Origin of the sequence: Steroidobacter gossypii (assembly GCF_016801985.1) — a bacterium.
Lineage (GTDB): Bacteria > Pseudomonadota > Gammaproteobacteria > Steroidobacterales > Steroidobacteraceae > Steroidobacter > Steroidobacter gossypii.
In genome coordinates, this window is sequence record NZ_JAEVLS010000003.1 from 758,246 (window position 1) to 780,670 (window position 22,425).

General features: G+C 62.7%; 21 protein-coding genes, 2 tRNA genes and 1 pseudogene. 9 read left to right on the top strand and 15 right to left on the bottom strand.

What is annotated here, in order from left to right; translation table 11 throughout:
- Positions 1 to 15 precede the first annotated feature (15 nt).
- From JM946_RS17000 to JM946_RS17010, 3 genes are all read right to left on the bottom strand, one after another.
- On the bottom strand, positions 16 to 411 hold the full coding sequence (locus tag JM946_RS17000; protein WP_203168533.1) for a type II toxin-antitoxin system HicB family antitoxin: 396 nt from the start codon (positions 409 to 411) through the stop codon (positions 16 to 18).
- 57 nt (positions 412 to 468) lie between these two features.
- A complete protein-coding gene (locus JM946_RS31700) occupies positions 469 to 564 on the bottom strand; it encodes a type II toxin-antitoxin system HicA family toxin (protein WP_407700554.1) in 96 nt (31 codons plus the stop codon).
- 176 nt (positions 565 to 740) lie between these two features.
- Positions 741 to 830 (bottom strand) — tRNA-Ser (locus JM946_RS17010).
- A gap of 143 nt (positions 831 to 973) precedes the next feature.
- Here JM946_RS17010 and JM946_RS17015 point away from each other — a divergent pair.
- Both JM946_RS17015 and JM946_RS17020 read left to right on the top strand, forming a co-directional pair.
- The gene (locus JM946_RS17015; RefSeq protein WP_203168534.1) at positions 974 to 2,275 is read left to right on the top strand and encodes an MFS transporter; all 1,302 of its coding nucleotides are present in this window, start codon (positions 974 to 976) and stop codon (positions 2,273 to 2,275) included.
- A gap of 101 nt (positions 2,276 to 2,376) precedes the next feature.
- On the top strand, positions 2,377 to 4,221 hold the full coding sequence (locus JM946_RS17020) for a DUF885 domain-containing protein (RefSeq protein ID WP_203168535.1): 1,845 nt from the start codon (positions 2,377 to 2,379) through the stop codon (positions 4,219 to 4,221).
- 44 nt (positions 4,222 to 4,265) lie between these two features.
- Here JM946_RS17020 and JM946_RS17025 read toward each other — a convergent pair whose 3' ends face one another.
- On the bottom strand, positions 4,266 to 5,474 hold the full coding sequence (locus tag JM946_RS17025; protein ID WP_203168536.1) for an RtcB family protein: 1,209 nt from the start codon (positions 5,472 to 5,474) through the stop codon (positions 4,266 to 4,268).
- 606 nt (positions 5,475 to 6,080) lie between these two features.
- Here JM946_RS17025 and JM946_RS17030 point away from each other — a divergent pair.
- Entirely contained in the window at positions 6,081 to 6,566 is a 486-nt protein-coding gene (locus JM946_RS17030) for a hypothetical protein (RefSeq protein ID WP_203168537.1), read from the top strand.
- On the opposite strand, the gene JM946_RS17035 is transcribed toward JM946_RS17030, so the two are convergent.
- The 4 genes from JM946_RS17035 to JM946_RS17050 all read right to left on the bottom strand — a co-directional run bounded on the left by JM946_RS17035 (position 6,537) and on the right by JM946_RS17050 (position 10,799).
- The gene (locus tag JM946_RS17035; protein ID WP_203168538.1) at positions 6,537 to 7,823 is read right to left on the bottom strand and encodes a cation:proton antiporter; all 1,287 of its coding nucleotides are present in this window, start codon (positions 7,821 to 7,823) and stop codon (positions 6,537 to 6,539) included. The genes JM946_RS17030 and JM946_RS17035 overlap by 30 nt on opposite strands.
- 126 nt (positions 7,824 to 7,949) lie before the next feature.
- Entirely contained in the window at positions 7,950 to 9,464 is a 1,515-nt protein-coding gene (locus JM946_RS17040; protein WP_203168539.1) for a tryptophan halogenase family protein, read from the bottom strand.
- Positions 9,465 to 9,468: 4 nt separating this feature from the next.
- Complete coding sequence (locus JM946_RS17045; protein ID WP_203168540.1) at positions 9,469 to 10,431, bottom strand: hydrogen peroxide-inducible genes activator; 963 nt, start codon at positions 10,429 to 10,431, stop codon at positions 9,469 to 9,471.
- A 98-nt stretch (positions 10,432 to 10,529) separates the two neighbouring features.
- Entirely contained in the window at positions 10,530 to 10,799 is a 270-nt protein-coding gene (locus JM946_RS17050; RefSeq protein ID WP_203168541.1) for a hypothetical protein, read from the bottom strand.
- 188 nt (positions 10,800 to 10,987) lie between these two features.
- On the opposite strand from JM946_RS17050, the gene JM946_RS17055 reads away from it, so the two are divergent.
- The 3 genes from JM946_RS17055 to JM946_RS17065 all read left to right on the top strand — a co-directional run bounded on the left by JM946_RS17055 (position 10,988) and on the right by JM946_RS17065 (position 14,544).
- The gene (locus tag JM946_RS17055) at positions 10,988 to 11,233 is read left to right on the top strand and encodes a hypothetical protein (protein ID WP_203168542.1); all 246 of its coding nucleotides are present in this window, start codon (positions 10,988 to 10,990) and stop codon (positions 11,231 to 11,233) included.
- A gap of 326 nt (positions 11,234 to 11,559) precedes the next feature.
- Positions 11,560 to 13,713 (top strand): TonB-dependent receptor domain-containing protein, encoded by a 2,154-nt coding sequence (locus JM946_RS17060; RefSeq protein WP_203168543.1) that lies wholly within the window; start codon positions 11,560 to 11,562, stop codon positions 13,711 to 13,713.
- Positions 13,714 to 13,788: 75 nt separating this feature from the next.
- Complete coding sequence (locus tag JM946_RS17065) at positions 13,789 to 14,544, top strand: class I SAM-dependent methyltransferase (protein WP_203168544.1); 756 nt, start codon at positions 13,789 to 13,791, stop codon at positions 14,542 to 14,544.
- A 74-nt stretch (positions 14,545 to 14,618) separates the two neighbouring features.
- On the opposite strand, the gene JM946_RS17070 is transcribed toward JM946_RS17065, so the two are convergent.
- The 4 genes from JM946_RS17070 to JM946_RS17085 all read right to left on the bottom strand — a co-directional run bounded on the left by JM946_RS17070 (position 14,619) and on the right by JM946_RS17085 (position 17,126).
- Positions 14,619 to 15,089, bottom strand: coding sequence for an SRPBCC family protein (locus tag JM946_RS17070; protein WP_203168545.1), 471 nt, complete (start codon positions 15,087 to 15,089; stop codon positions 14,619 to 14,621).
- Positions 15,086 to 15,439: an ArsR/SmtB family transcription factor gene (locus JM946_RS17075; RefSeq protein ID WP_203168546.1), complete on the bottom strand. Its 354-nt coding sequence runs from the start codon at positions 15,437 to 15,439 to the stop codon at positions 15,086 to 15,088. The genes JM946_RS17070 and JM946_RS17075 overlap by 4 nt, the downstream gene beginning before the upstream one ends.
- 196 nt (positions 15,440 to 15,635) lie before the next feature.
- A complete protein-coding gene (locus tag JM946_RS17080; protein ID WP_203168547.1) occupies positions 15,636 to 16,316 on the bottom strand; it encodes a glutathione S-transferase family protein in 681 nt (226 codons plus the stop codon).
- Positions 16,317 to 16,703: 387 nt separating this feature from the next.
- Entirely contained in the window at positions 16,704 to 17,126 is a 423-nt protein-coding gene (locus JM946_RS17085) for a hypothetical protein (RefSeq protein WP_203168548.1), read from the bottom strand.
- Positions 17,127 to 17,451: 325 nt separating this feature from the next.
- Here JM946_RS17085 and JM946_RS17090 point away from each other — a divergent pair, with 325 nt between their 5' ends.
- Complete coding sequence (locus tag JM946_RS17090; protein WP_203168549.1) at positions 17,452 to 17,733, top strand: type II toxin-antitoxin system TacA family antitoxin; 282 nt, start codon at positions 17,452 to 17,454, stop codon at positions 17,731 to 17,733.
- Between the two features lie 211 nt (positions 17,734 to 17,944).
- Positions 17,945 to 18,019: transfer RNA gene (locus JM946_RS17095), tRNA-Asn, on the top strand.
- Positions 18,020 to 18,212: 193 nt separating this feature from the next.
- On the opposite strand, the pseudogene JM946_RS31705 reads toward JM946_RS17095, so the two are convergent.
- The 3 genes and pseudogenes from JM946_RS31705 to JM946_RS17110 all read right to left on the bottom strand — a co-directional run.
- A pseudogene (locus JM946_RS31705) lies at positions 18,213 to 18,479 on the bottom strand (MerR family transcriptional regulator); the annotation flags it as partial.
- A complete protein-coding gene (locus JM946_RS17105; RefSeq protein ID WP_203168550.1) occupies positions 18,476 to 18,898 on the bottom strand; it encodes a nuclear transport factor 2 family protein in 423 nt (140 codons plus the stop codon). The gene JM946_RS17105 and the pseudogene JM946_RS31705, both read right to left, overlap by 4 nt.
- Before the next feature lie 67 nt (positions 18,899 to 18,965).
- Positions 18,966 to 20,162: a pyridoxal phosphate-dependent aminotransferase gene (locus tag JM946_RS17110; protein ID WP_203168551.1), complete on the bottom strand. Its 1,197-nt coding sequence runs from the start codon at positions 20,160 to 20,162 to the stop codon at positions 18,966 to 18,968.
- 194 nt (positions 20,163 to 20,356) lie between these two features.
- On the opposite strand from JM946_RS17110, the gene uvrB reads away from it, so the two are divergent.
- Positions 20,357 to 22,393, top strand: coding sequence for an excinuclease ABC subunit UvrB (gene uvrB / locus JM946_RS17115; RefSeq protein WP_203168630.1), 2,037 nt, complete (start codon positions 20,357 to 20,359; stop codon positions 22,391 to 22,393).
- Positions 22,394 to 22,425: the final 32 nt, after the last annotated feature.

A 22,425-nucleotide genomic window follows, 5' to 3' on the forward strand; every position in this document is an offset into this window, starting at 1 on the left:
GCAGGGCGGACGAAGTCATTGCATCGCCTTCTCAGCCGCGCGTACCAGGAACCCGGAACGCGTCTCTCCGTGCTTGCGGGCGAATTCATCGATGCGCTTCAAAACGCGCGCGGGCACGGTGATGTTGATCTTCTCCGCGGGTCCGAAGTACTTCTCGATGGGCACGTCGACAACGCCCCAGGTCCAACCCTTGAACTGAGGGTTCTTCTGCCACTCGGACATCGGCCGAGTCTTTGGCAGATCACCCTCGTCCTCAGCGAGGATCTCGCAAAAGGCATCGATCGCCTCGATTGCGTTGTCGAATGCTTCCTCGATGGTGTCGCCCGCGCTGAAGCAGCCCGGCAGATCCGGAACCACCACCCCGAAGGCGGTTTCCTTGGTATCCGGTTCGATCGCAATCGTGAATCTCATGTTGATCTCTCTATTCCTCTATCGCCATCTCCCTTCACTTGAGCCCAGCCTGCTTCATCAGCTTGTGGACGATGCCTTTACCTTCTTTGGGTGCGGTACCGTCAAGTGCCCCGGACGATCCGGATGCTGAAACACATGGTGGCAACCGCGCACCGCGCGGAGCTTCCAGCCTGCTTCTTGGAGTTTTTGATCAAGTCCGCGCTGGTCATGGTGGGTATCATATCCACCGGGACAGCTTGGCCAACACTATACCCACAGAAATGGGCTGGCTGCGCGACGTGCAGCATCTTCGGAAAAGCAAAAAGCCCCACTTGGGGGCTTTTGGTTTTTGGCGGAAGGGGTGGGATTCGAACCCACGAGAGGCTTGCGCCCCTGCCGGTTTTCAAGACCGGTGCAATCGACCACTCTGCCACCCTTCCACACGCATCGAGCGCGGCCCGAAGGTCAGCTCGGGGGCGCATCCTAGCATAGAGGCGGGCGGTGGATGGAGAGTGAGTTGGCGACGGCGGGGCCTTTTGGGAAGATCGCCGCCGGGCCGAGCCGGCCAGCTCAAGGTAACTCGATGACACAGGCTGACGAGGTGGGCAGCGCGGCGCTACGCAAGGTCGCGTGGCGACTGATTCCGTTTCTGGGCGTGCTGTATTTCTTTGCATTCCTGGATCGCGTGAACGTCGGGTTCGCAGCGCTCACGATGAATGCGGATCTGGGACTCACGGCGACCGTGTTCGGTATCGGCTCGGGCATCTTCTTCATCGGGTACATCCTGTGCGAAGTGCCGAGCAACGTGATGCTCGAGCGCTTCGGCGCGCGGATCTGGATCGCGCGCATCATGATCAGCTGGGGCATCCTGTCGGCGGCGATGGCGTTCGTGCAGGGGCCGATGAGCTTCTATACCGTGCGCATGCTGCTCGGCATCGCGGAGGCCGGCTTCTTCCCCGGCATCATCTTCTATCTCACATGCTGGTTCCCCTCGCAGCACCGCGCCCGGATCATTGCGCTGTTCATGATCGCGCTGCCGATGTCGAGCGTCATCGGCGCACCGATCACCACTGCCTTGCTCGGCATCGAGGCATTCGGTATGAAGGGCTGGCAATGGATGTTCCTGCTGGAGGCCATCCCCACCATCCTGCTCGGCATCGTCGTGCTCGCCGTCCTTCCAGACCGTCCCGCCGATGCGAAATGGCTCAGCGCCGATGAGAAGCGCTGGCTGCTAGGCGAACTCGCGCGCGAGCACGCCGACCGCGCGCAGGGTCATGCGAGCAGCCTGCGCGAAGCGCTGTCATCGCCGCGCGTGTGGCGCGCCGGCATCGTCTACTTCTGCATCCTGGTCGGACTGTACGGTTTCGGTTTCTGGCTGCCGCAGATCATCAAGTCGCTGGGCGACATGACCAACGCGCAAGTCGGCCTCGTCACCATGATTCCATACACCGCCGCGTGCATCGCGCTGGTGCTCTGGGGACGGCACTCCGATGCGACCGATGAGCGATCCTGGCACGTGGCGTTGCCATCGCTGCTGGGCGCTGCGGCGCTTACGGTGAGTGGCTGGACCACAGGACCCGTGATTGCATTCATTGCGCTTTGTATGGCCGCTGTCGGCATCTATTCAGGCTTGCCCGCGTTCTGGGCGATGGCGAGCAAGGGCCTGCAGGGCGCCGCGGCCGCCGGCGCGATCGCCTTGATCAACTCGGTCGGCAACTTCGGTGGCTTCTTCGGGCCCGCCGCCATTGGTCTTGCGAAGTCCTACACGAACAGCTACGCGGCGAGCTTGTTACTGATCGCCGTATGTCTTGCGATCGGTGCGGCGCTGGTGATCTGGGAACGCACCCTCGATCAACGAACCTTGACGATGGCGAGGCAGGGGTAAGCAACGTCGCAACCCTCGGACGCCTTTGCACTGGCTCGCCTTGCGGGCTCTGGCAGCGGAGTGCTATTGGTGCTCGCCATCGAGCACCAGGAGCACCGACTTTGTCCGACCGACGATCGTTTCTGAAGTCCGCTGTATACACGGCGGCCGCCGCCCAACTTCCATCCATCGCGTTCTCACAAAGCGCATCGACCGCGGCCAAAGACGCCGAGGCCGAGCTCAATGCGGTGATGGATTACATCTATGAAGAGAGCGTTCTGTCCGATCCCGAGACGCGCACCAGTCTCGGACTCGACAAGGGCGAGCACGCCGCCGCCAAGCGCAAGTTGCACGACCGTTCGGCGGCAGGTATCGAGAAAGATCGTAACGCGGGCCGCACGGCGCTCGCGCGCTTGAAGCAGATCGATCGACAAGCGTTGTCGCCCAAAGCGCGCGCCGACTACGACACGTTCGATTATTACTTTTCGACGGTCGTCGGCGCTTACGATGAATTCGATTACGGCACATTCAGCTGGCCCGAGCCCTACAGCGTGCATCAGCTCGGCGGCACGTATCGAAGCATCCCGGATTTCCTGCACAACCAGCATTCGATCGAGACGCGCGAGGATGCCGACGCGTACCTGTCCCGCGTCGCCGCGTTCGCTAAAGAGCTGGATAACGAGACCGCACGCCTGCGGGCCGAGTATGCAATGGGCGTGATCCCACCAGATTTTGCCGTGGATCGCACCGTCGCGATGATGGATGGCATGCTCGCGCAAAAGCCGGCTGAAACCGTCCTGGTAACATCCATCGCAACGCGTACGCGTGAAAAGGGGATTGCGGGCGACTGGTCAGCACGCGCCACGCGCCTGGTCGAGCAAGAAGTTCATCCTGCACTCAAGCGTCAGCGCGATCAGATCGCAGGCATTCGCTCGAAGGCGAGCAGTGACGCCGGCGTGTGGAAACTTCCAAAGGGCGATGACTACTACAAGTATGCGTTGCGCTACGCCACCACGACCTCACTTGGCGCCGAGGAGATTCATCGCCTCGGGCTCGAGCAGATGGCGGAGCTTTCCGCTCGGGCGGACCGGCTGCTGAAGAGCCAGGGGTTGACGAAGGGCACGGTCGGCGAACGATTTCGCGCGCTCGCGACCGATGCACGTTTCATCTATCCGAACACCGACGCCGGCAAGCAGGAGCTGCTTGCATATCTGAACGCCGGGATGGTGAAGATACAGGCGCGCTTGCCGGAGTACTTCGGCAAGATTCCGAAGGCGAAAGTGGAGATTCGTCGCGTGCCGCCGGACATCGAAGCGGGCGCGACCGGCGGCTACTATCAGCCGCCTGCGCTCGATGGCTCGCGACCTGGCGCTTACTACATCAACCTGCGAGACACCGCGGAAACGCCGCGCTGGACCTTGATGACGTTGACCGCGCACGAAGCATCGCCCGGTCATCATCATCAACTCGCGCTGGCGCAGGAATCCACCTCGGTTCACCCCGTGCGACGGTTGGGATCGTTCTCTGTCTACAGCGAAGGTTGGGGCCTGTACGCCGAGCAACTCGCCGATGAGATGGGCGTGTACGAAGACGATCCGTTCGGTCAGCTGGGCTATCTTCACTCTTTTATGTTTCGCGCCGCGCGCCTGGTGGTCGACTCAGGCTTGCATCACAAACGATGGACGCGGGAGCAGGGCGTCGATTACATGGTCGATTCGATCGGCGAGCATCGCTCCGTGGTGACGACGGAAGTGGAGCGCTACTGCGTGTGGCCGGGGCAGGCGACCAGCTACAAGATCGGCCAGACCCGATGGCTGCAATTGCGCGAGGAGGCGAAGAAGAAGCTCGGCAAGCGCTTTGATCTTCGTGAGTTTCACGACATGGCGCTGGCGTCGGGTACGGTGCCGCTTGCGGTGCTCGAGCGGCTCGTCAATGACTGGGTAGCGAGCAAATTGGGCAAGGCATGAGCAGGTCAGGCGGGCTGCGCTTTGCGACGCAGCCCGCCACTTCTCTAGCCCTTGATGCACATCACCTGTTTCAAGGTGTGCACCACCTCGACCAGGTCCGACTGATTCGCCATCACCACGTCGATGTCCTTGTAGGCCGAGGGGATCTCATCGACGACGCCGCCATCCTTGCGGCATTCGACGCCCTCGGTCTGCTTGGCCAGATCGAAGCGGTTGAAGCGACGCTTCGCTTCCGTCCGGCTCATGCGGCGACCGGCGCCGTGCGAGCAGGAACAGAACGATTCGGGATTGCCCTTGCCGCGCACGATGTATGACTTGGCGCCCATGCTGCCGGGGATGATGCCGAGCTGACCTTCCTGCGCGCTGATCGCGCCCTTGCGGGTGATGAACAGCTTCTCGCCGAAGTGATGTTCCACCGCCACGTAGTTGTGATGGCAGTTGATCGCCTCCCCGTCGGTTCGAAACGGCGGCAGGTGAGGAGATAGCGCATCCAGCACCAGCTTCATCATCATGCTGCGATTCAACAGCGCATAGTCCTGCGCCCAGTCCACCGCTTCGACATAGTCATCGAACAGATCGGAGTCCTCGCTGAAGTACGACAGATCCCGATCGGGCAGATTGACCTGATGACGGCGCATGTCCTTGCGCGCGGCCTCGATGAAGTAGCGGCCGAACACATTGCCGATGCCTCGCGAGCCCGAATGCAACATCACCCACACGCGCTGCTCTTCATCGAGACACAGTTCGATGAAGTGGTTGCCGCCGCCCAACGTGCCGAGCTGGCACACCCAGGTCTGTGCGAACTGACGCTGCATTTTCATGACGCCCGGATGCTTGCCGATGATCTTGTCGAGTCGATCGTCGAGCGTGCGAGCCTGACGCGCATGAGCGCTGCCACGGACCTTGTCGGAATCGTGCTGATTGAATCCCACGGGCACGCGCGCCTCGACGGCGCTACGTAGCTTCGCAAGACTCTCCGGCAGATCCTTCGCGTGCAGCGTGAGGCGAACGGCATTCATGCCGCAGCCGATATCGACATCGACCGCCGCCGGAATGATGGCCTGCTTGGTCGGAATGACGCTGCCCACGGTCGCGCCGATGCCATGATGCACATCCGGCATGGCGGCCACGTGGCCGTGGACGATAGGCAGTTGCGCCACGTTCAGCAGCTGCTGAATGGCGTCGTGCTCGATGTCCTGGGTGAACACCTTCACCGGCACCCGAGCTTTGTTCAATGTGATCTGTACTGGCATGACTCTTCTTCCTTATGTATGGCCAGCCGTCCCGACGTAAAGTCCGGTGAGACAAAAAGCCCCTGGCTGGGTGTTCCCGCCAGGGCGAGTCCGGAGTTTGCAAAACAGAAAGCCCCTGGCTGGGTGTTCCCGGCCAGGGCCAGTCCGGAGTTCAAAAACAGAAAGCCCCTGGCTGGGTTTTCCCGGCCAGGGGCTTTAGCGGAGCTCTATGCTTCGCACCTGACTTGGGGAGCTGGCGTGCTCCGCAAGTCATCTTGCGGATCAACGCGCGTTGTTCATGTTCGTTTCAAGATTTTGCGATGCGTGCATGTCCGTCTCCGAGTTGAGACCCGGCTGTGTGCCGGGGGCGCGCATGTTACTCATCGGCGACCGGGTGTCAACAGTGTTGTGATGGATTCTCTGGGTCGGCGATTCTCACATGTAAAAGTGACAGCACTCGCGGGCCGCTCGTGGGAATCGACTTTCACGCAAGGCGCTGCTGGAGCCAAGTATCACCGGCAACTCGCGATGGTGACCGCAATTCGACCGCGGGCCGACTGACATCTCATGGCCCGCGGCCGCATCTTGATCCCCACTTTCAAGCATTCTGGATCCGTCGGAGGAGCCATGCTGCAGATGTCAGTGCGAGGTGACTACGCGACCTTCAACTTCAACGCGATCTCTTCTTCGTCCTCATCCGATCCGCTGCGCCGGTGGCTCGAGGGGCGTTGGGCGTTGCTGTTCTCACATCCAGGGGACTTCGCGGCCGCCGGGTTCGAGGCAGATCGCTGGCTCGTGTATGTGCGCGATGCCTTTGCGAGCCTGCCCGTGCGGCCCATCGGGATCGGCGGCGGCGATGGCGCCGGTTGGATCTCACAAACCGGCGGCCGTCTGGTGCCGCACGATGTGGCGGAGGATTTTCTACCTGCGGAGGTGCGAGAGACCTCGGAGCATTTCGTAACGATTCTGGACAGCACGCTGCGTGCGCGCCGGACGCTGCTGTACACGCCGGGCATCGATGTTCCCTGTGCCATCGAGCTTGCGCACACCGCCGCGCATCAACGCACGCGCGGCGGCTCGCCGTCAGTTCGCCGGATTCTGCAGGGCGTCTAGTTCGCCGCGCGCCCGAGCGTCGCGACCATAGACGTACTCAAAGAGCGGCGACGCCATGAGCGTGGTGGCGATCGCCATCATCACGAGGATCGAAAACAGCGCCGGGCCGATCACCCCGGCCTGCAGGCCGATGTTGATGATGATGAGCTCCATGAGGCCTCGAGCATTCATGAGGGCGCCGATGCCGAGCGCCGTGCTGTTGTCCTGACCGGAGAGGCGCGCGGCGGCCCAGCAGGCGCCGAACTTCGCCAGTACCGAGGCGGCGAGGATCACCAGGGCCACGAGCAGCAGTTCGGCGTTGTTCACCATGGTGAGCTGGGTGTTGAGCCCGGAGTAGGTGAAGAACATGGGCAGGAGCAGCACGACCGTGAACGGTTCGAGCGTTTGTCGTAGCTGATCGGCGAGGGCGCCTCGCGGCATCACGGTGCCGAGCAGAAAGCCGCCGAACACGGCATGCAGACCGATCAGGTCCGCCACGTACGCCGACAACATGAACAGCATGAGCACGATCGACAGCAGCGTGGGGCTCAAGCCATGACCGAGCGCCTGCTCACGTTCGGCCATGCGGCCAAGCGGCGCGAGCAGCTTCGGCGCGATCAGGAGCATGAACGCTGCGAACACGATGCCGCCGACGATAGCCGTGATCGCAACCCCTGCGCCTGCCCCGAAGCTTGCAAGCACGACTGCCAGGACGCACCAGGCCGCCGCGTCATCGATGGCGCCGGCGGACAGGGACAGCGTGCCCAAAGAGGTGTGACTCAGGCCGCGCTCATGGATGATGCGCGCGAGCATCGGAAACGCCGTGATCGCAATCGCTGCGCCCATGAACAAGGTGGCGTCAAAGCGCGTCGCGTTCTCGGCGAACAATCCCGGCAGCGTCATGAGCCAGGGCGTGCCGACGATGGCGATCAGAAAGGGCGCCGCCATGCCGGAGATCGACACGGCCGCCGCTTTGCCGAGGCTGTGTCTGAAGTGATCGGTTCGAAAGCCGAGCCCCACGAGAAACATGTAGAGACCGACGCCGAGCTGTGCGCCCACATACAAGATGCCCTTGGTTTCGGCGGGGAAGACGATCTTCTGCAGCTCAGGCAGAAACAACCCGAATAGCGAAGGGCCCAGGACGACGCCCGCGATCATCTCGCCGACCACCTGCGGCTGCTTCAGATAGCGTCGACCCAGCCAGCCGACCAAGCGACAGGCAGCCAGGATGAAAAACATCTGCAGGAAGAAGGCAACCGACAGCTTGGCGATCGACACGTGAGCCCCATCGTTCGTTGTAGGCCGACAGGGCGCGCCTGAGCGCGCCGGTGACAGCGTTCGTAATGGCGAGGGTTTATAGGAGACGCGTGCGATCAGCCACAACCTGGCGCCGATTGATTCTCGCTATGGCGAGGCGGGCTGGTCGAGTTGGCCGAGCTGGCCGCTCAAGAACTGATCGTGCGTGGGCAGGTGCTCGACCATGCCCGCAATCGCCGCCTTCGCGGTGCGCAGGGTGGCCTCAATCTGGGAGTAGTCGATGTGGTCGATGCGAGGTGACCAGGCGCGTGGCCGGATGCCCATGCCTTCGAAGACCGATTGCCAGCTCGAGGCGCGAAACAACTCATCCACGCCTTCTCGCGTCGCGCCCTGACTCTTGAACAACTCGATGCGCTCCTGAAGCGAGTCCGGCAGCGGGATCCGTCGGCACGCTTGCCAGAATGGCGAGTCGTCGCGATCGGTGGCGCTGTAGTGGAGCACGATGAAGTCGCGCACCTCTTCGAAATCGGCGGTCATGCGACGGTTGTACTCGCGCGCCAGCGCGGGATCGCAGTCGCTCGCCGGGAAGTAGCGCAGGAAGAAATCCATGCCGCGGGCGATCAGATGCATGGCGGTGGCTTCCAGCGGCTCGATGAAGCCGCTCGCAAGGCCCAACGACAGGCAGTTGAGCTTCCAGAACTCGCGCCGGTGTCCGGTGTTGAAGGGAATGATCCGCGGCTCATCGAGGCTTGCGCCGCCGATATTCCGAAGCAGCGTCGATCGCGCCTCCGCATCGCTGCAGAACTCGCTCGAATAGACATAGCCCTGGCCGGTGCGACGCTGCAGAGGAATGCGCCACATCCAGCCCGACTTCTGCGCGGTGGCGCGGGTGTAGGGCAGCCGCGGCCCTTGATTCTCGGTGCGCGCGGCGATGGCGCGATCGCAGAGCAGATACTTCGACCAGTCGTGCGACTCGACGCCGAGCGTCTTGCCGATCAGCACGCCTCGAAAGCCGGTGCAGTCGATGAAGAAGTCGCCGCGAATCTCACGGCCGTCCTCGAGCACGATGCGATCGATGAAGCCGTTGTCCCGTCGGCGCACGTCGGTGACGCGGCCTTCGGTGCGCTTCAAGCCACGGGCTTCGGCGTACTGGCGAAGGTAACGTGCGACCCGCCCGGCATCGACATGCAATGCATAATTGGCCCCACCGATGGGAGTGTTGCGTGCACGCGAAGGCGGGAAAAAACGACCATTTTCCGCCATGACATTGCAGGGTGAGAAATCCTGCAGCGACGATGCATGTCCCTGCGCCCGGGCCTTGAGCCAGCACTGATAGAAGTCGTAGCTCGCAATCGGCTTGCCGATGCCGCCAAAGGGGTGGAAGTAGGTGTCAGTCCGTCGATGCCAGCCGACGAACTGGATGCCTAACTTGTAGGTGGCGTCGGTCGCGCGGATGAAGTCCTGCTCATCGATCCCGAGCCGGTGGATCAGGCCGACGAACGGCGGCACCGTGGACTCGCCGACCCCGATCGTGCCGATTTCTTCGGATTCGATCAGCTCGATCTCGCACAGCTCGCGTTTCAAGTGATGGCGGAGCATGGCCGCGGCCAGCCAGCCGGAGGTGCCTCCGCCCACCACCACGATTTTCGACAACGGCTGCATTGCCCTACCAGTCCCGGTTCTCGACCATCACGCCGGCAGCGCCGGGCTCACGGGCGCTATTGTAGTTCCAATACGCGGCGCTGCTGGCCTGAATGGCCCTTCGGAGCACGTCGATGGCCTTGTGCCGGGGGTAGCTGACGCGCCAGGCGAGCACCACGGTGCGTTTCGGCGCAGGATCTGTAAAGGGACGGGTCACCAGGATATCGGCTGCGTAGAGCGGGGCATTCGCCGCGCTCTGGGGCAGGATCGTGACGCCCAGGCCCGAGGCGACCATGTGACGTAACGTCTCGAACGTGCTGCCTCTCATCGAGCTGTGTCCTGGATCCTGCGGGCGAAGGTGGGGGAACGCGGTGAGGACCTGCTCCCGAAACGAGTGGCCTTCATCGAGAAGCAGCACCTCGGCGGGATTGAGATCCTGGATATCGATGATCGGCTGGCTTGCGAGCCGGTGCCGTGCAGGCAGCATAACTACCAACGGCTCATCGAAAAGCGGCTGGGTCACGATGTCCGGCTCGCTGAAGGGCGCGGTGAGCAACAGTACATCCAGATCCCCGTTGCGAAGCTTCGCCGCCAATGTTTGTTGCGGCCCTTCCTCGACGAAGAGCGGCATGCCGCTGGCCATCTCTTTGAGCAGGGGAATGAACTGCGGCAACAGATACGGCCCGACGGTGGACAGGGTGCCGAGCGCCACCGGGCCGTTCAGCTGATTTGAATCGCCCGAGGCGACATCTTTGATTTCCGCCGTTCGCTCGAGCACGCCGCTCGCCATGCCGATGATGCGCGCACCCAGCGGGGTGACCATGACGCCTTGCTTGGCGCGCTCGAACAATGTCACACCGAGTTCGTCTTCGAGTTTCTTGACGGCGATGCTCAAGGTCGGCTGGCTGACGTTACATCGCTCGGCCGCACGTCCGAAGTGCTGCTCCTGGCCCAGGGCGACGATGTAACGCAGTTCGGTGAGGGTCATGGCGACGATCGGTGCACGATGCGTCGGATCATAGCAATCCGCCTCGCCGGGCGGGCATGGCCGCCGCACCGATCTCGCGCTTCGGAGGATGAGCGGCGCTACCGGGCGCGGGCCGTCTTAGGGGCTTTGGAGCGCCGCGTGGGATTCTTGACCGCCTGGGTCTTCTTGCTGCGCTTGCGAGCCGGGCCGCTCGCCTTGCGCTTGCCGCCCGATGTCTTGCGCGCCTGTTTGCTGCGAACGGTGGGCCGCGCTTCTTCGCGGGCGGCGTACTCGGCGGCGATCGGGTCCTGCTTGGCCTTGCGTCGATTCGCGCCGCGACGTTTCGGGGGTTGATCGTCCTTCAGGGACTTCTTGCGTCGATGTGGCATGGGAACACTCCCAGGGGGCGGATGTGTCGCATCAATTCCTGCTCGAGCATTCGGTTCCGTAAGCACATTCCATGTACTTGAAAAGTGTTCTATGCGCTGCGACACTCGCGCGCATGCATCCCCCCTTGATTTCACGTCTACGTGGATCGCCAGCAAGACCGCGCTCCCGCGTCGTCCTGGTGGGGCTGATGCTGTGCGTGTGGATGGTCGCCTTTGCCTCGCACATCCATTCGGGCGATGAGTTGCCGTCGAATGGGCCGTCCACCGCATGTAGCTTCTGCTTGTCGCTGCCCGCCGGCGCGCCGGCACCCACGCCCACAGCCCTGTCCCGGCTGGTGCTCGTCGCCATCGAGGCCGTCGTCCAAATCGGCGTGCCGCAGATCGCGTTCGATCTTCCTACCTTCTATCTGAGCCAGGGCCCCCCGGCGCTCTGATCCTCGCTGCAATGCTCGTTCGCGCCGTGTTCTTGCGTCGGGCGAGCCTCCCATTGCAGCGCCTTCGCTGAGCTGATTGACCCTTGTTCTTGTCGTGATGCGCCGTGCGCCTCGCGACGAATCGGCTGCGCGTCGTTCGCGCGGTCGCCGGGCAGAGCTTGGATGACACCGATGATGATTGAGCCCGTTGCGCTCACTTGCGACGGTGAGCGTTTGCGTGCATTGGGCGTGCAGCGTGTGATCTCACGTCATTGGAAGCGAGCGATCGCGGGCGCCTCCCATCCTGTCCGGTCCCGAATCTTCGTTTCGTTATTTCGGAGACCCTCATGAGATCTCACAACGTACTGGCCCACGGCACACCCGCCCATCAAGCGTTGGCCCACGGCACATTGGCATGGAGCATTCGCCTGGCGCTCGCAGGCTCGCTGGCAGGCATCGCCTTGGGCGCTCAGGCGCAGGAGCGCGGGGAGGATCGCATCATCGAGACGGTGCGCGTTTCGGCGAGCGCCGTGGATGAGGACCCCCAGAATCTCGCGGCGTCCTACAGCATCCTGGAGGGTCAGGCGTTGTTCGAGCGCTCGCAGCCGACCCTGGGCGATACGCTGAACTCGCTGCCTGGCGTGAATTCAGACACCTTCGGCGGTGGGGCGAGCCGCCCCGTCATTCGCGGCCAGACTGCGCCGCGCGTCGCGGTGCTCTCGGACAGCTCCGTGCTGTTCGATGCTTCCAACATCTCACCTGATCACGCCGTGACGGCGGAGCCGCTTCTGATCGAGCGCATCGAGGTGCTTCGCGGACCTGCGACCTTGCTCTACGGCAGCGGCGCGATCGGCGGCGTCGTCAACGTGCTCGATAAGAAGATTCCGGATCGGTTGCCTGAAGATCGCATCGAAGGCTCCTTCGGCCTGCGTGGCTCGAGCGTGGCCGAAGAGAAGGCGGGCGCCTTCGAGATCACGGCGCAGGCCACCGATCACCTGGTGTTTCATGCCGAGGCGATGATGCGCGATGCCGACAACTATCGCGCTCGCGGACTGGATGAATCCCGCGTCGATGGCACGTTCTCCGAGTCGGAGAACGCGAGCCTCGGCGTGTCCTGGGTCGGCGAGCGCGGATTCCTGGGGCTTGCGTATTCGTATCGCGATGACGGCTATGGCATCCCGGGCCACAGCCATGAGTATGAAAGCTGCCACCCGCACGGCAGCGCGCTGCATTGTGGCGGCCACGAGGATGATGGTGGCGAGGATCACGACCACGATCATGAGCATGAGCATGAAGCGGTCCCGGAGATTTCGTTGCTCAGCAAGCGCGTGGATCTGCGCGGTGAGCTGGCCGAGCCGTTCGCGGGCGTCGAGCGCATTCGCTTGCGCGCAAGTCACACCGACTATCGTCACTATGAGCTGGAAGAGCGGGAGATTGCGACGACGTTCTTGAATGACGGCTATGAGGCTCGCATCGAGGTGCAGCACGCCGAGGTCGGGCCGCTTCGGGGCGTCGTCGGTGTGCAGTACGCCGAGAATGAATTCAGCTCGCTGGGAACCGAGGCGTTCCTGCCCACGGTCGAGAGCCGCACCATCGGCCTGTTTGCGGTCGAGCACATCGAATTGAGCGATGCCTGGCACTTCGAGCTGGGCGCACGCCAGGAGTGGCAGAAGCACACGCCCATCAACGACACTCGCGGTCGGCCCGAGTTCGATGATTCGGCGACGTCAGCGTCTGCGGCGGCGATCTGGCAGTTCGTGCCGGACTACTCACTGACGCTCGCCGTCACGCACTCCGAGCGCATGCCTCACGCGCAGGAGCTGTACGCCCGCGGCATTCACCTCGCGACGAACACGTACGAGTGTGGCCTGATCCCGCATCCCTTGACGTGCGGCGGGCCGGAGAACAACGCAAGTCTGGAGACCGAAACGTCCCGCAACGTGGAGCTCACGCTCAAGAAGAATGTGGGCGATGTGACGTTCGCGGTCGGCGCGTTCCGCAATGACATCGATGACTACATCTACGCTCGCACGCTGGATCAGTTCGAAGACTTCCGGCTGATCAAGTACACGCAGGGTGATGCGAAGTTCACAGGCGTCGAAGCCGAGGCGACGTATCGGGTGAATGAGATGTTCGCCGCCACCGTCTTCGGCGACTACGTCCGCGCTGAGCTCAAAGACGGCGGCAACCTGCCTCGCATTCCCGCCGCCCGCTATGGCACGCGGCTCAATGCAACGATGCAGGCGATCTCCGGCGAGCTCGAGTACTACCGCGTGAATGAGCAGGACGACATCGCGGCGGACTTCGAGTCGGTCACGCCCGGCTACGACATGCTGAATCTCACCTTGAGTTACAGCATGCGCGGCGGGGAGGGCCCGGCGGTGTATCTGCGCGGTACGAACCTGCTCGATGAGGTGGTGTGGAACCATGCGTCGTACCTTGCGCATGTCGTGCCCCTGCCTGGGCGCGGCGTGACGGCGGGGCTTCGGGTGTCGTTCTGATACCGCGGATGAGCCTTCGTTTCGCGCGTCTTGCGAGCGCCCAGGGTGTCATACCGTGGGCGTTCTAAGAACACCATGAACTTATCGCTTTACGAGCGCATCCACGAGCTCCACGGTTCGATGCCTTGGGGCTCGGTGCTGGATGCGGGCACCGGGCCGGGCTCGATGCGGTGGCTGTTGTCGCTTGCGACGACGCGCTGGACGGCCGTGACGGGCTCGCCTCGAATGGCGGAGGTGGTGCGCAAGCAGGTCGGCGAGCAGATGCGTGCGGACGATCGCCTGATCGTGGGCAACTGGCTCGAACCCGAGCTGCTTGCCGGCGAAACCTTCGATGTGGTGCTGGCGGACTATCTGCTCGGCGCCGTCGATGGCTTTGCGCCTTACTGGCAGGATCAATTGTTTCCACGTCTGCGGCCGCATGTCGGGCGTCGTTTGTATGTGGTCGGGCTCGAACCCTACGTCCCTCACGTGCCCACCGATCCGGCGGGTCGCGTTGTTAACGAGATCGGTCGGCTTCGGGACGCCTGCTTGCTCTTGAGCGGAGACCGTCCCTATCGGGAGTACCCGTTGCACTGGGCGCTACGACATCTGGAGCTCGCCAAGTTTCGGGTGCTGGATGCGCAGCAGTTTCCTATCCGCTACGGCGAGCGCTTCGTCCACAGCCAGCTCGACATGTGCGTCCAGGCGCTTCAGAAGCTCCGGGATCGATCTCTTGCCGTCTCCTTGCAATCTCACATCGCAGCCCTGCGCGATCGCGCCCTCGCGTTCGTTGCCCGCGAAGGCGGCATCCGGCATGGATCTGACTATATCGTGGTGGCGGAGCCGGTCTGAGCGTCGCTCGTCATGGTGGCGCTGCAGCCGCCGCGGTGAGGGGGGATACCATGGGATCGCCTGGGGCGAACCGATCAGGCGCGAACCGCGTCTCTCAGTAGTAACTCCAGCCGATCGAATCCTTCGTTCGTCCCTTCGATCCGTTCCTCAACGTCCGTGAAGCCATCGAGCAGGGCGAGCTGTTCCGTGTAGGTCATGTGCGTTCCCTTGCGGCTTGGCTCGAAACTCACCGTCACGAGCGAAGCTGACAGTCGCTTCTCGCCAATGACGAGGTCATAGCCGAAGATGATCCGCTGATCCGGCACGATATCAAAGAACACCTTCTCAACCGAGAGGGTCATGCCATCGGGCAGCCGCACGCGATAATGCTCATGGCCTCCATGCCGGAAGTCCATGCTGAACTCGCTGTCCCTCGCGTCCGTGTGACAGTCCGACCAGCTGAGTTTCGCCTCCACATCGGACCACGCAAAGAACACGTGCGAGGGTGGGGCAGGGAAGTCCCGCTCGATGACGAAGCTCGTATGAGACGCGGATCGCTCCGTCATTTGCTCTCTCCGGTCGAGCCTGCTCCTTTGGCGAGAAACTGCTCCAGCCGATCGAACTGCCGATCGAGCCCGCGCTTGCGCTTCGCAACCCAGGTTTCGATGGCATCAAACGCCTTCGGCGCCAGCGCATAGGTCCGCACTCGGCCCTCCTTGCGCGAGATGACGATGCCTCCCTGCTCGAGCACCGCCAGGTGCTTCACCACTGAAGGCAGCGCAAGCTCCAACGGCTCCGCGAGCTCAGAGACCGACGCGGGCCCCTTCGCCAGCCGATCCAGCATCCCACGCCGACTCTGATCCGCGAGCGCATGAAACATGCGGTCCAATCGCTCGGCATCCTCGATGCGTTGCATGTCAGTTCTCCGATTCAATCCTGCCGCGTACAGAGATGGCGCGTTTTCCGCGGAAATAACGTCTCCCTCGCAGTCTTCTGCCCAGTCTTGTCAAACCCCGCATACTGACTTTCGAAATCCGTGGCGCTCGATACGAAGCGCTTCCTTCTTAGCCGCGTCGCCGCTCCTGCTTGCACGGGGTGCGCTCCGCTCGCACCTAGTCGTGCAGAAAGCGCGCAGGGATATCCTTCTTCAGCGGAAACAGCTCGAAATACGGCCGCGCTTCCTTCAGCACGCGAGCGACGGACGGCCGCGCCATGAGCCTCTCATGATACTCCGCAAGGCGCCGGCAGCTCGCTGGGAAGGGGTGCACGATGCTCGCATAGAACAGCGCCGGCGCCGCTGCGCAATCCGCCATGGTGAACGCATCGCCCGCGGCCCAGACATTATCCGCAAGCTGCCGCTCCACCAGTTCATACGCCATGTCGAGGGTCTCTCTAGAGCTCGAAGTCACGAGCGCATCCCGCTGGGTCTCGGAGCGCAGTTGCTGAGCAACGATTGACTGCATCGGCGACATCACATAGCTGTCCAACAATCGATCCCACAATCGCACGTTGAGTTGCGCATCTCGATCATGCGGCAACAGGGGCACCGGGCCGGGATAGTGCTGCTCCAGATACTCGATCATCACACTGCTCTCCGGCACCGTGCGCCCGAGGCGCTCATCCACCAGCACCGGCATCTTGCCCGTCGGCCAGACCGCGACAAACGCAGCCCTCGACTGCGCATTCCCCAGATCCACGTGCACAGGTTCAAACGGCGTTCGATTCTCGTACAGCGCGATGAGCACCTTGTGACAGTACGAAGCCAGCGGATGCGAATAGAGTTTCAGTGACACAGGCCGTTCCTCGGCGGACGTCGTCCGCTCGCAATTACTTTCCCAGTTGGCAAAGTATTGCGACTTGGACGAAGGAGCGCAAGAACAATTTCACGATTGGGAAAGTATTGCGTCGCTGACGAGATCAACCTGGCCAGGGGGGGCTGCGGTTGGTCGTGTGTCGCTGGACGACTTGCGACTGACGGGTAGCGGGCGAGCCCGGCGAAGGTCACCGACAGCTGATCTGCCATCGAAGGCTGTGCTCGAGGAGCGCGCGCCGGCGCGCTCGGACAAACTTGGAGCTTGCGATTAATTTCGGAAGCCCGCGAAGCGGCAGAACTCGCGCTTCGCGGGCAAGAGGAGGGAAGTGAAACCGCCGTCAGGCCTCTGCCTGTCCGGCGCGTTCGTTCAGCACTCCCCCGGCCTGCAGCCACTTCCGGTCCTGCTCATTTGCGTGCGAGTCTCCTCGGCGGCGCGAATGCGTGCGCGCAGCTGGGTATCCGTCAGGCAGACGGGCTTGGCAAGCCGGCTACCGAGCGTCTTCTCATTCCGGCAGTACAAGGTCTGGCCATCTTTTTCCGTTTTCCGGTACTGCTTGGCAATGCGCTCGAACTCCGCGCTCTCACGGCGCCCCCGCTCGGCCTCATTCTCCTCAGAGGTCACCGCGCTCGTAGTCTCAGTCGCAGGAGTTGCGGAAGAGGCCGACTGGCTGGGAGGAGACGCCGGCGCCGCCTCGGCGGCCTGCTGTTCTTCGGCATGAGCTTGAATGACAAAACCGGCCGCCAGCATGCAGCTCACCAACACATCCCGCACGCACATCCTGAAACGCATGAGACCTACCCTTTTTATCTGATGTGAGAAATCATCCGCCAGTGCATCAGGCGCTGTTCAGCCCGAACGGACCCGCTGCATGACTATATACATCAGGCGCATGGAATGGAGTGGCGCTCTTGACCTATTTATTTTGAGCCGCCCGGCCCGCTCGTGAGCACGATTGCACCGCCTTCGACGCGTCAGTATGGTATGCGCCGGACGATCCAATCGGATCTTGCACAGGGAGCGAACATGCGGCGAGCATGGTGGATTCGTGGAATCACGATGGTTGTCGAGACTGCCCCGCCATGCTGCCTGTCAGTGCATTCCGCGGAGCCTTGCCATGAGTCGCAATCCTGATCGCAAAGACGAGCTGATCCATATCCGCGCTTCCGCAGCTACGAAAGAGTTCCTCAATCGTGCCGCCACTCTGCGGGGTCAAAAACTCCCTGAGTTCATACTCGAGAGCGCGCGTGCGCGCGCCGACGAGACGATTCTCGATCAAAGTCTCTTCTTGCTTCCGCCCGGCGCCTACGAGCGGTTCGTCGCCATGCTGGATGCCCCCGACACGCCAAAGAAGGCGGTCCGTGCGCGAATGCGACGCAAGCCTGTCTGGCAAGAGTAATATCAGCGGCGAGATCTCCGTCGTAGCGAGACCTCCGTGGAGGTCGGTTGGCCCCAGTCTCTGCGTCGATGCTCGTTTGTCCGCCGCAGCGCCGCTATCGGGAGCGGGTCTGCCGGACGCCGCTCACACTTCGCATCGAAGTGATCGGCATTCCTTGACAGGGCCGCGGTGCATTACGCAAAATCGCGCGCCTTCGATTTGACCCGCCTGTTCCCCGGTAGCTCAGTGGTAGAGCGACGGACTGTTAATCCGTTGGTCGCTGGTTCGAGTCCGGCCCGGGGAGCCACCTTCACGCGTGTAGGCAATCGCTGGCGCTTCAGGGCCCCTGGGGCATCCTCCAGCGCGACGACGAAGTCGCCAGGGCGCCGGTCATCCTCCAGCCATTTCAAGTAGTAGGCCTGCTTGTGCTCGACGAAGCGCAGAGCCGCCTGAAGTTCGGCGATATGCGCGGCGGTTCGCGCGTGATGGGCATCCAGCAGCGCGAGCCGTTCCCGGATGGTCTTCTTCCCCTGAGCGGCAAGGCTTGCGTACCGGCGCATCTCGCGCACGCTCATGCCGGCGTAGCGCAGGCGGACCAGGAAGAGCAGCCAGCTCACGTGGTGTGTGTTGTAGACGCGCCGCCCGCCGGGATCGCGAGTCACGCCCGGCATCAATCCCTGCTTCTCATACCAGCGGATCGTGTGCACGCTGCGGCCGGTCTCGCGAGCGAGCCGGCCGATATGAAAGCGCGTGCTGTTTGAACTCATGCCGTGGCCCAGGCGGGTGGCTCGAGCGCGGAGGACACGAGCTCCGTATCGAGATATTCGGTGAGCTCCACCATCTTGCCCTCGCGCATGCGGATGACCATACAGTAGGTGTTGCAGTAGGGCTTGCCGGCCTTCGTGGTCACGTTCCCGCGACTCTCCACCACGACATAGTCGCCATCGGCCAGGATGCGCTTCGGCGAGTTGGTGTACCGGGCGCCAAACTGCGCGAACAACGGCCCGATGAGTCGCTTACGCACATCCGTCTTGCCTGCAAACGTGCCCGACCAGGCGGTCGTGCCCATCATGTGCCAGGTGAAGTCATCCGCCATCGCGTCACCGAAGGGCTGCCGCTCACCGCGTGACAGCGCCTCCATGATGTGGGTAACGATGGCTCGATTGCTTTCTGTAACGCTCGTCATAGGTCGCCTCCTTGAAGGTTGCGACCTGCTTCTTACGACCTAGAGCACGCTCCAGGTCAAGCGATCATCAAGCAGCCTGGGCGGCCCGGAGCGTCTTTTCCATGCGCTTCAACGCTTCCTCGAGCGTCTGCATGCTGGTCGCGAACGACAGCCGCATGTGATTGGGCGCGCCAAAACCGCTGCCCGGAACGACCGCGACGCCGCCATGAATCAGCAGGTGCTCGGCGAAGGCATTGTCATCCTTCGCGCCGACGATCTTCATCGCCCGCTCCACGTGCGCGAACGCGTAGAACGTGCCCGCGCCTTCGAGGCAGGTGACCCCAGGGAGCTTATTCAAGCCTGCGACCACGAAGTCGTGGCGCTGCTTGAAATGCTTGTTCATCTCGCGCACGCAGTTCTGATCGCCGTTCAGCGCGGTGATCGCCGCCTTCTGCGCGATCGAGGAGGGGTTCGAGGTGCTCTGGCTCTGGATCGTCGACATCGCCGTGACGAGTTCGATCGGACCACCGCAGTAGCCGATACGCCAGCCCGTCATCGCGTACGCCTTCGACACGCCATTGGTCGTCACGATGCGCTCGTACAATTCAGGGCACACCTGCGCGAGTGTGGCGAACGGTTCGCTCGCCCAGTAGATGTGCTCGTACATGTCATCGGTGCAGATGATCACCTGCGGGTGTTTGGCGAGCACATCGCCGAGCGCGCGCAGTTCTGCGGCCGTGTACGCAGCCCCCGTCGGGTTGCTCGGGCTGTTGAGGATGAACAGGCGCGTCTTCGGGGTAATGGCGGCCTCAAGCTGCGCAGGCGTCAGCTTATAGCCCTGATCGGGACCGGCATACGGGGTGACCGGCACGCCGTCGGCGAGCAGCACCATGTCTGGATACGACACCCAGTACGGCGCCGGGATGACGACTTCATCGCCCGGATCGACCACGGCGAGAATCAGATTGAAGATGGTCTGCTTCGCGCCGGTGGACACCAGGATCTGGTTGCGCTTGTACTCCAGGCCATTCTCGCGCTTGAACTTCGCGATGATCGCGTCTTTGAGTTCCGCCACGCCTTCGACCGGCGTGTAGCGCGTGAAGCCTTTGCGAATGGCTTCAACGCCCGTGTCCGCGATGTGAGCGGGCGTATCGAAATCCGGCTCGCCGACGCCCAGGCCGATGATGTCCTTGCCCTCGGCTTTCAGCTGCGCGACCCGTCCGGTCAGGGCGACCGTGGGGGAGGGCTTCACACGTTGGACGCGCTTTGAAACTGGTAGACTCACGGTGACACTCAACGAGCTTGGGCCGACCTGAAGAAACGGAAAATCCCTGACAAACGACGGGATGTTTTCGTGCGATTGTAGTGTGATTCAGCGTCAGGCTCTATACGAACCGGCCATCTCCGCCTGGAAAAGCGCCGTTTGAGCCCTATCTCTTCGGATCCGCCATGCCAGTATCCCCGCGCTCGCTGCAGACCATGACCGATAAGCCCGCCCAGACGCCGTTCCAGCTGAAGGGCGAATTCAAGCCTTCCGGGGACCAGCCCACGGCCATCGCCCGGCTGATCGAAGGCATCGAGGCGGGTCTTGCGCACCAGACGCTGCTCGGCGTGACGGGCTCCGGCAAGACATTCACGATTGCGAACGTCATCCAGAAGATCCAGCGCCCGACGCTGGTGCTTGCGCATAACAAGACGCTGGCCGCGCAGCTGTACGGCGAGTTCAAGGAATTCTTCCCTGACAACGCGGTGGAATATTTCGTCTCGTATTACGACTACTACCAGCCCGAGGCGTACGTGCCGTCCTCGGACACGTATATCGAGAAGGACTCCTCGATCAACGAGCACATCGAGCAGATGCGCCTGTCGGCGACCAAGGCGATTTTAGAGCGGCGTGACGCGATCATCGTCGCCACCGTCTCTGCGATCTACGGCCTGGGCGCGCCCGAGACGTACCTGTCGATGGTGCTGCATCTGTCCCGCGGCGAGCACATCGATCAGCGCGCCATCCTGCGGCGGCTCACCGACATGCAGTACAAGCGCAATGAGCTCGATCTCACGCAAGGCACGTATCGCGTGCGTGGCGATGTGATCGACATCTTCCCTGCCGAATCCGAAAGAGAGGCGCTGCGGGTGGAGTTGTTCGATGATGAGATCGACTCGCTGCTCTTGTTTGATCCCTTGACCGGTGAGATCAAGCGCAAGATCCCGCGCTACACCGTGTTCCCCGGCACGCACTATGTGACCCCGCGCGATCGGCTCGTGACGGCGGTGGATCAGATTCGCGATGAGCTGCATGACCGGCTCATTGAGTTGAAGAACGCCGGCAAGCTCCTTGAGGCGCAGCGCCTGGAGCAGCGCACGCGCTTTGACATCGAGATGATCCGCGAGCTCGGTTACTGCAACGGCATCGAAAACTACTCTCGCTTTCTGTCCGGCCGTGAGCCGGGCGAGCCGCCGCCGTGTCTGTTCGACTATCTGCCGCAGGATGCGCTGCTCGTCATCGATGAAAGCCATCAGACCATTCCGCAGCTCGGCGCCATGTACAAGGGCGACCGCTCGCGCAAGGAGACGCTGGTGGAGTACGGCTTCCGCCTGCCTTCAGCGCTCGACAATCGACCGCTTCGCTTCGAGGAGTGGGAGCGGCTTGCGCCGCAGACCATCTTCGTGTCCGCAACGCCCGGTCGCTATGAGCTCGAGCATTCGGCGGGCGAAGTGGTCGAGCAGCTGGTGCGCCCGACTGGGCTCGTCGATCCGGAGGTCGAAGTCCGTCCGGTGCGCACGCAGGTGGACGATGTGCTCTCGGAGATCAAGCTTCGGGTCGCCAAGGACGAGCGTACCTTGATCACCACGCTCACCAAGCGCATGGCCGAGGATCTCACCGAGTATCTCGATGAGCACGGCGTGAAGGTGCGCTACCTGCACTCGGACATCGATACGGTCGAGCGCATGGAGATCATCCGCGATCTGCGCCTCGGCAAGTTCGATGTGCTGGTCGGCATCAATCTGCTGCGCGAGGGCCTCGACATGCCGGAGGTGTCGCTCGTCGCCATTCTCGATGCGGACAAGGAAGGATTCCTGCGCTCGGAGAACTCGCTCATCCAGACCATCGGTCGCGCCGCGCGCCATTTGAACGGCAGGGCGATCCTGTATGCCGACAACATCACCGGATCGATGAAGAAGGCGCTGGATGAGACCAGTCGCCGTCGCGCGCGACAGATTGCCTTCAACGAGGCGAATGGCATCACGCCTCGGGGCATCAAGAAGGCGGTCGCGGACATCCTGGAAGGGGCGTATTCGAATGCGGATCGCGGCCCGGTGAGGAAGGTAGCAGAGGCGACGCCGGACTATTCGGCCCTGTCGCCTGATCAGGTCCTCCGGCGCATCAAGAAGCTCGAGCAGGAGATGCTCAAGCACGCACGGAACCTCGAGTTCGAGGAGGCGGCGAAGTTGCGGGATCAGATCAGCCAGTTGCGGAAGTCGAGCCTGGGGTTGGTGGCGAGCAAGGCGGGATAGCCGGCGCGTGACCACGACCGGCCCGGTCGCAA

Excerpts from the sequence above, each read along its gene's own strand:
- JM946_RS17000 (WP_203168533.1), bottom strand. The coding sequence starts at position 411 with ATGAGATTCACGATTGCGATCGAACCGGATACCAAGGAAACCGCCTTC.
- JM946_RS17015 (WP_203168534.1), top strand. The coding sequence starts at position 974 with ATGACACAGGCTGACGAGGTGGGCAGCGCGGCGCTACGCAAGGTCGCG.
- JM946_RS17025 (WP_203168536.1), bottom strand. The coding sequence starts at position 5,474 with ATGCCAGTACAGATCACATTGAACAAAGCTCGGGTGCCGGTGAAGGTG.
- JM946_RS17030 (WP_203168537.1), top strand. The coding sequence starts at position 6,081 with ATGCTGCAGATGTCAGTGCGAGGTGACTACGCGACCTTCAACTTCAAC.
- JM946_RS17040 (WP_203168539.1), bottom strand. The coding sequence starts at position 9,464 with ATGCAGCCGTTGTCGAAAATCGTGGTGGTGGGCGGAGGCACCTCCGGC.
- JM946_RS17045 (WP_203168540.1), bottom strand. The coding sequence starts at position 10,431 with ATGACCCTCACCGAACTGCGTTACATCGTCGCCCTGGGCCAGGAGCAG.
- JM946_RS17050 (WP_203168541.1), bottom strand. The coding sequence starts at position 10,799 with ATGCCACATCGACGCAAGAAGTCCCTGAAGGACGATCAACCCCCGAAA.
- JM946_RS17055 (WP_203168542.1), top strand. The coding sequence starts at position 10,988 with ATGCTGTGCGTGTGGATGGTCGCCTTTGCCTCGCACATCCATTCGGGC.
- JM946_RS17060 (WP_203168543.1), top strand. The coding sequence starts at position 11,560 with ATGAGATCTCACAACGTACTGGCCCACGGCACACCCGCCCATCAAGCG.
- JM946_RS17065 (WP_203168544.1), top strand. The coding sequence starts at position 13,789 with ATGAACTTATCGCTTTACGAGCGCATCCACGAGCTCCACGGTTCGATG.
- JM946_RS17070 (WP_203168545.1), bottom strand. The coding sequence starts at position 15,089 with ATGACGGAGCGATCCGCGTCTCATACGAGCTTCGTCATCGAGCGGGAC.
- JM946_RS17075 (WP_203168546.1), bottom strand. The coding sequence starts at position 15,439 with ATGCAACGCATCGAGGATGCCGAGCGATTGGACCGCATGTTTCATGCG.
- JM946_RS17085 (WP_203168548.1), bottom strand. The coding sequence starts at position 17,126 with ATGCGTTTCAGGATGTGCGTGCGGGATGTGTTGGTGAGCTGCATGCTG.
- JM946_RS17090 (WP_203168549.1), top strand. The coding sequence starts at position 17,452 with ATGAGTCGCAATCCTGATCGCAAAGACGAGCTGATCCATATCCGCGCT.
- JM946_RS17105 (WP_203168550.1), bottom strand. The coding sequence starts at position 18,898 with ATGACGAGCGTTACAGAAAGCAATCGAGCCATCGTTACCCACATCATG.
- uvrB (WP_203168630.1), top strand. The coding sequence starts at position 20,357 with ATGACCGATAAGCCCGCCCAGACGCCGTTCCAGCTGAAGGGCGAATTC.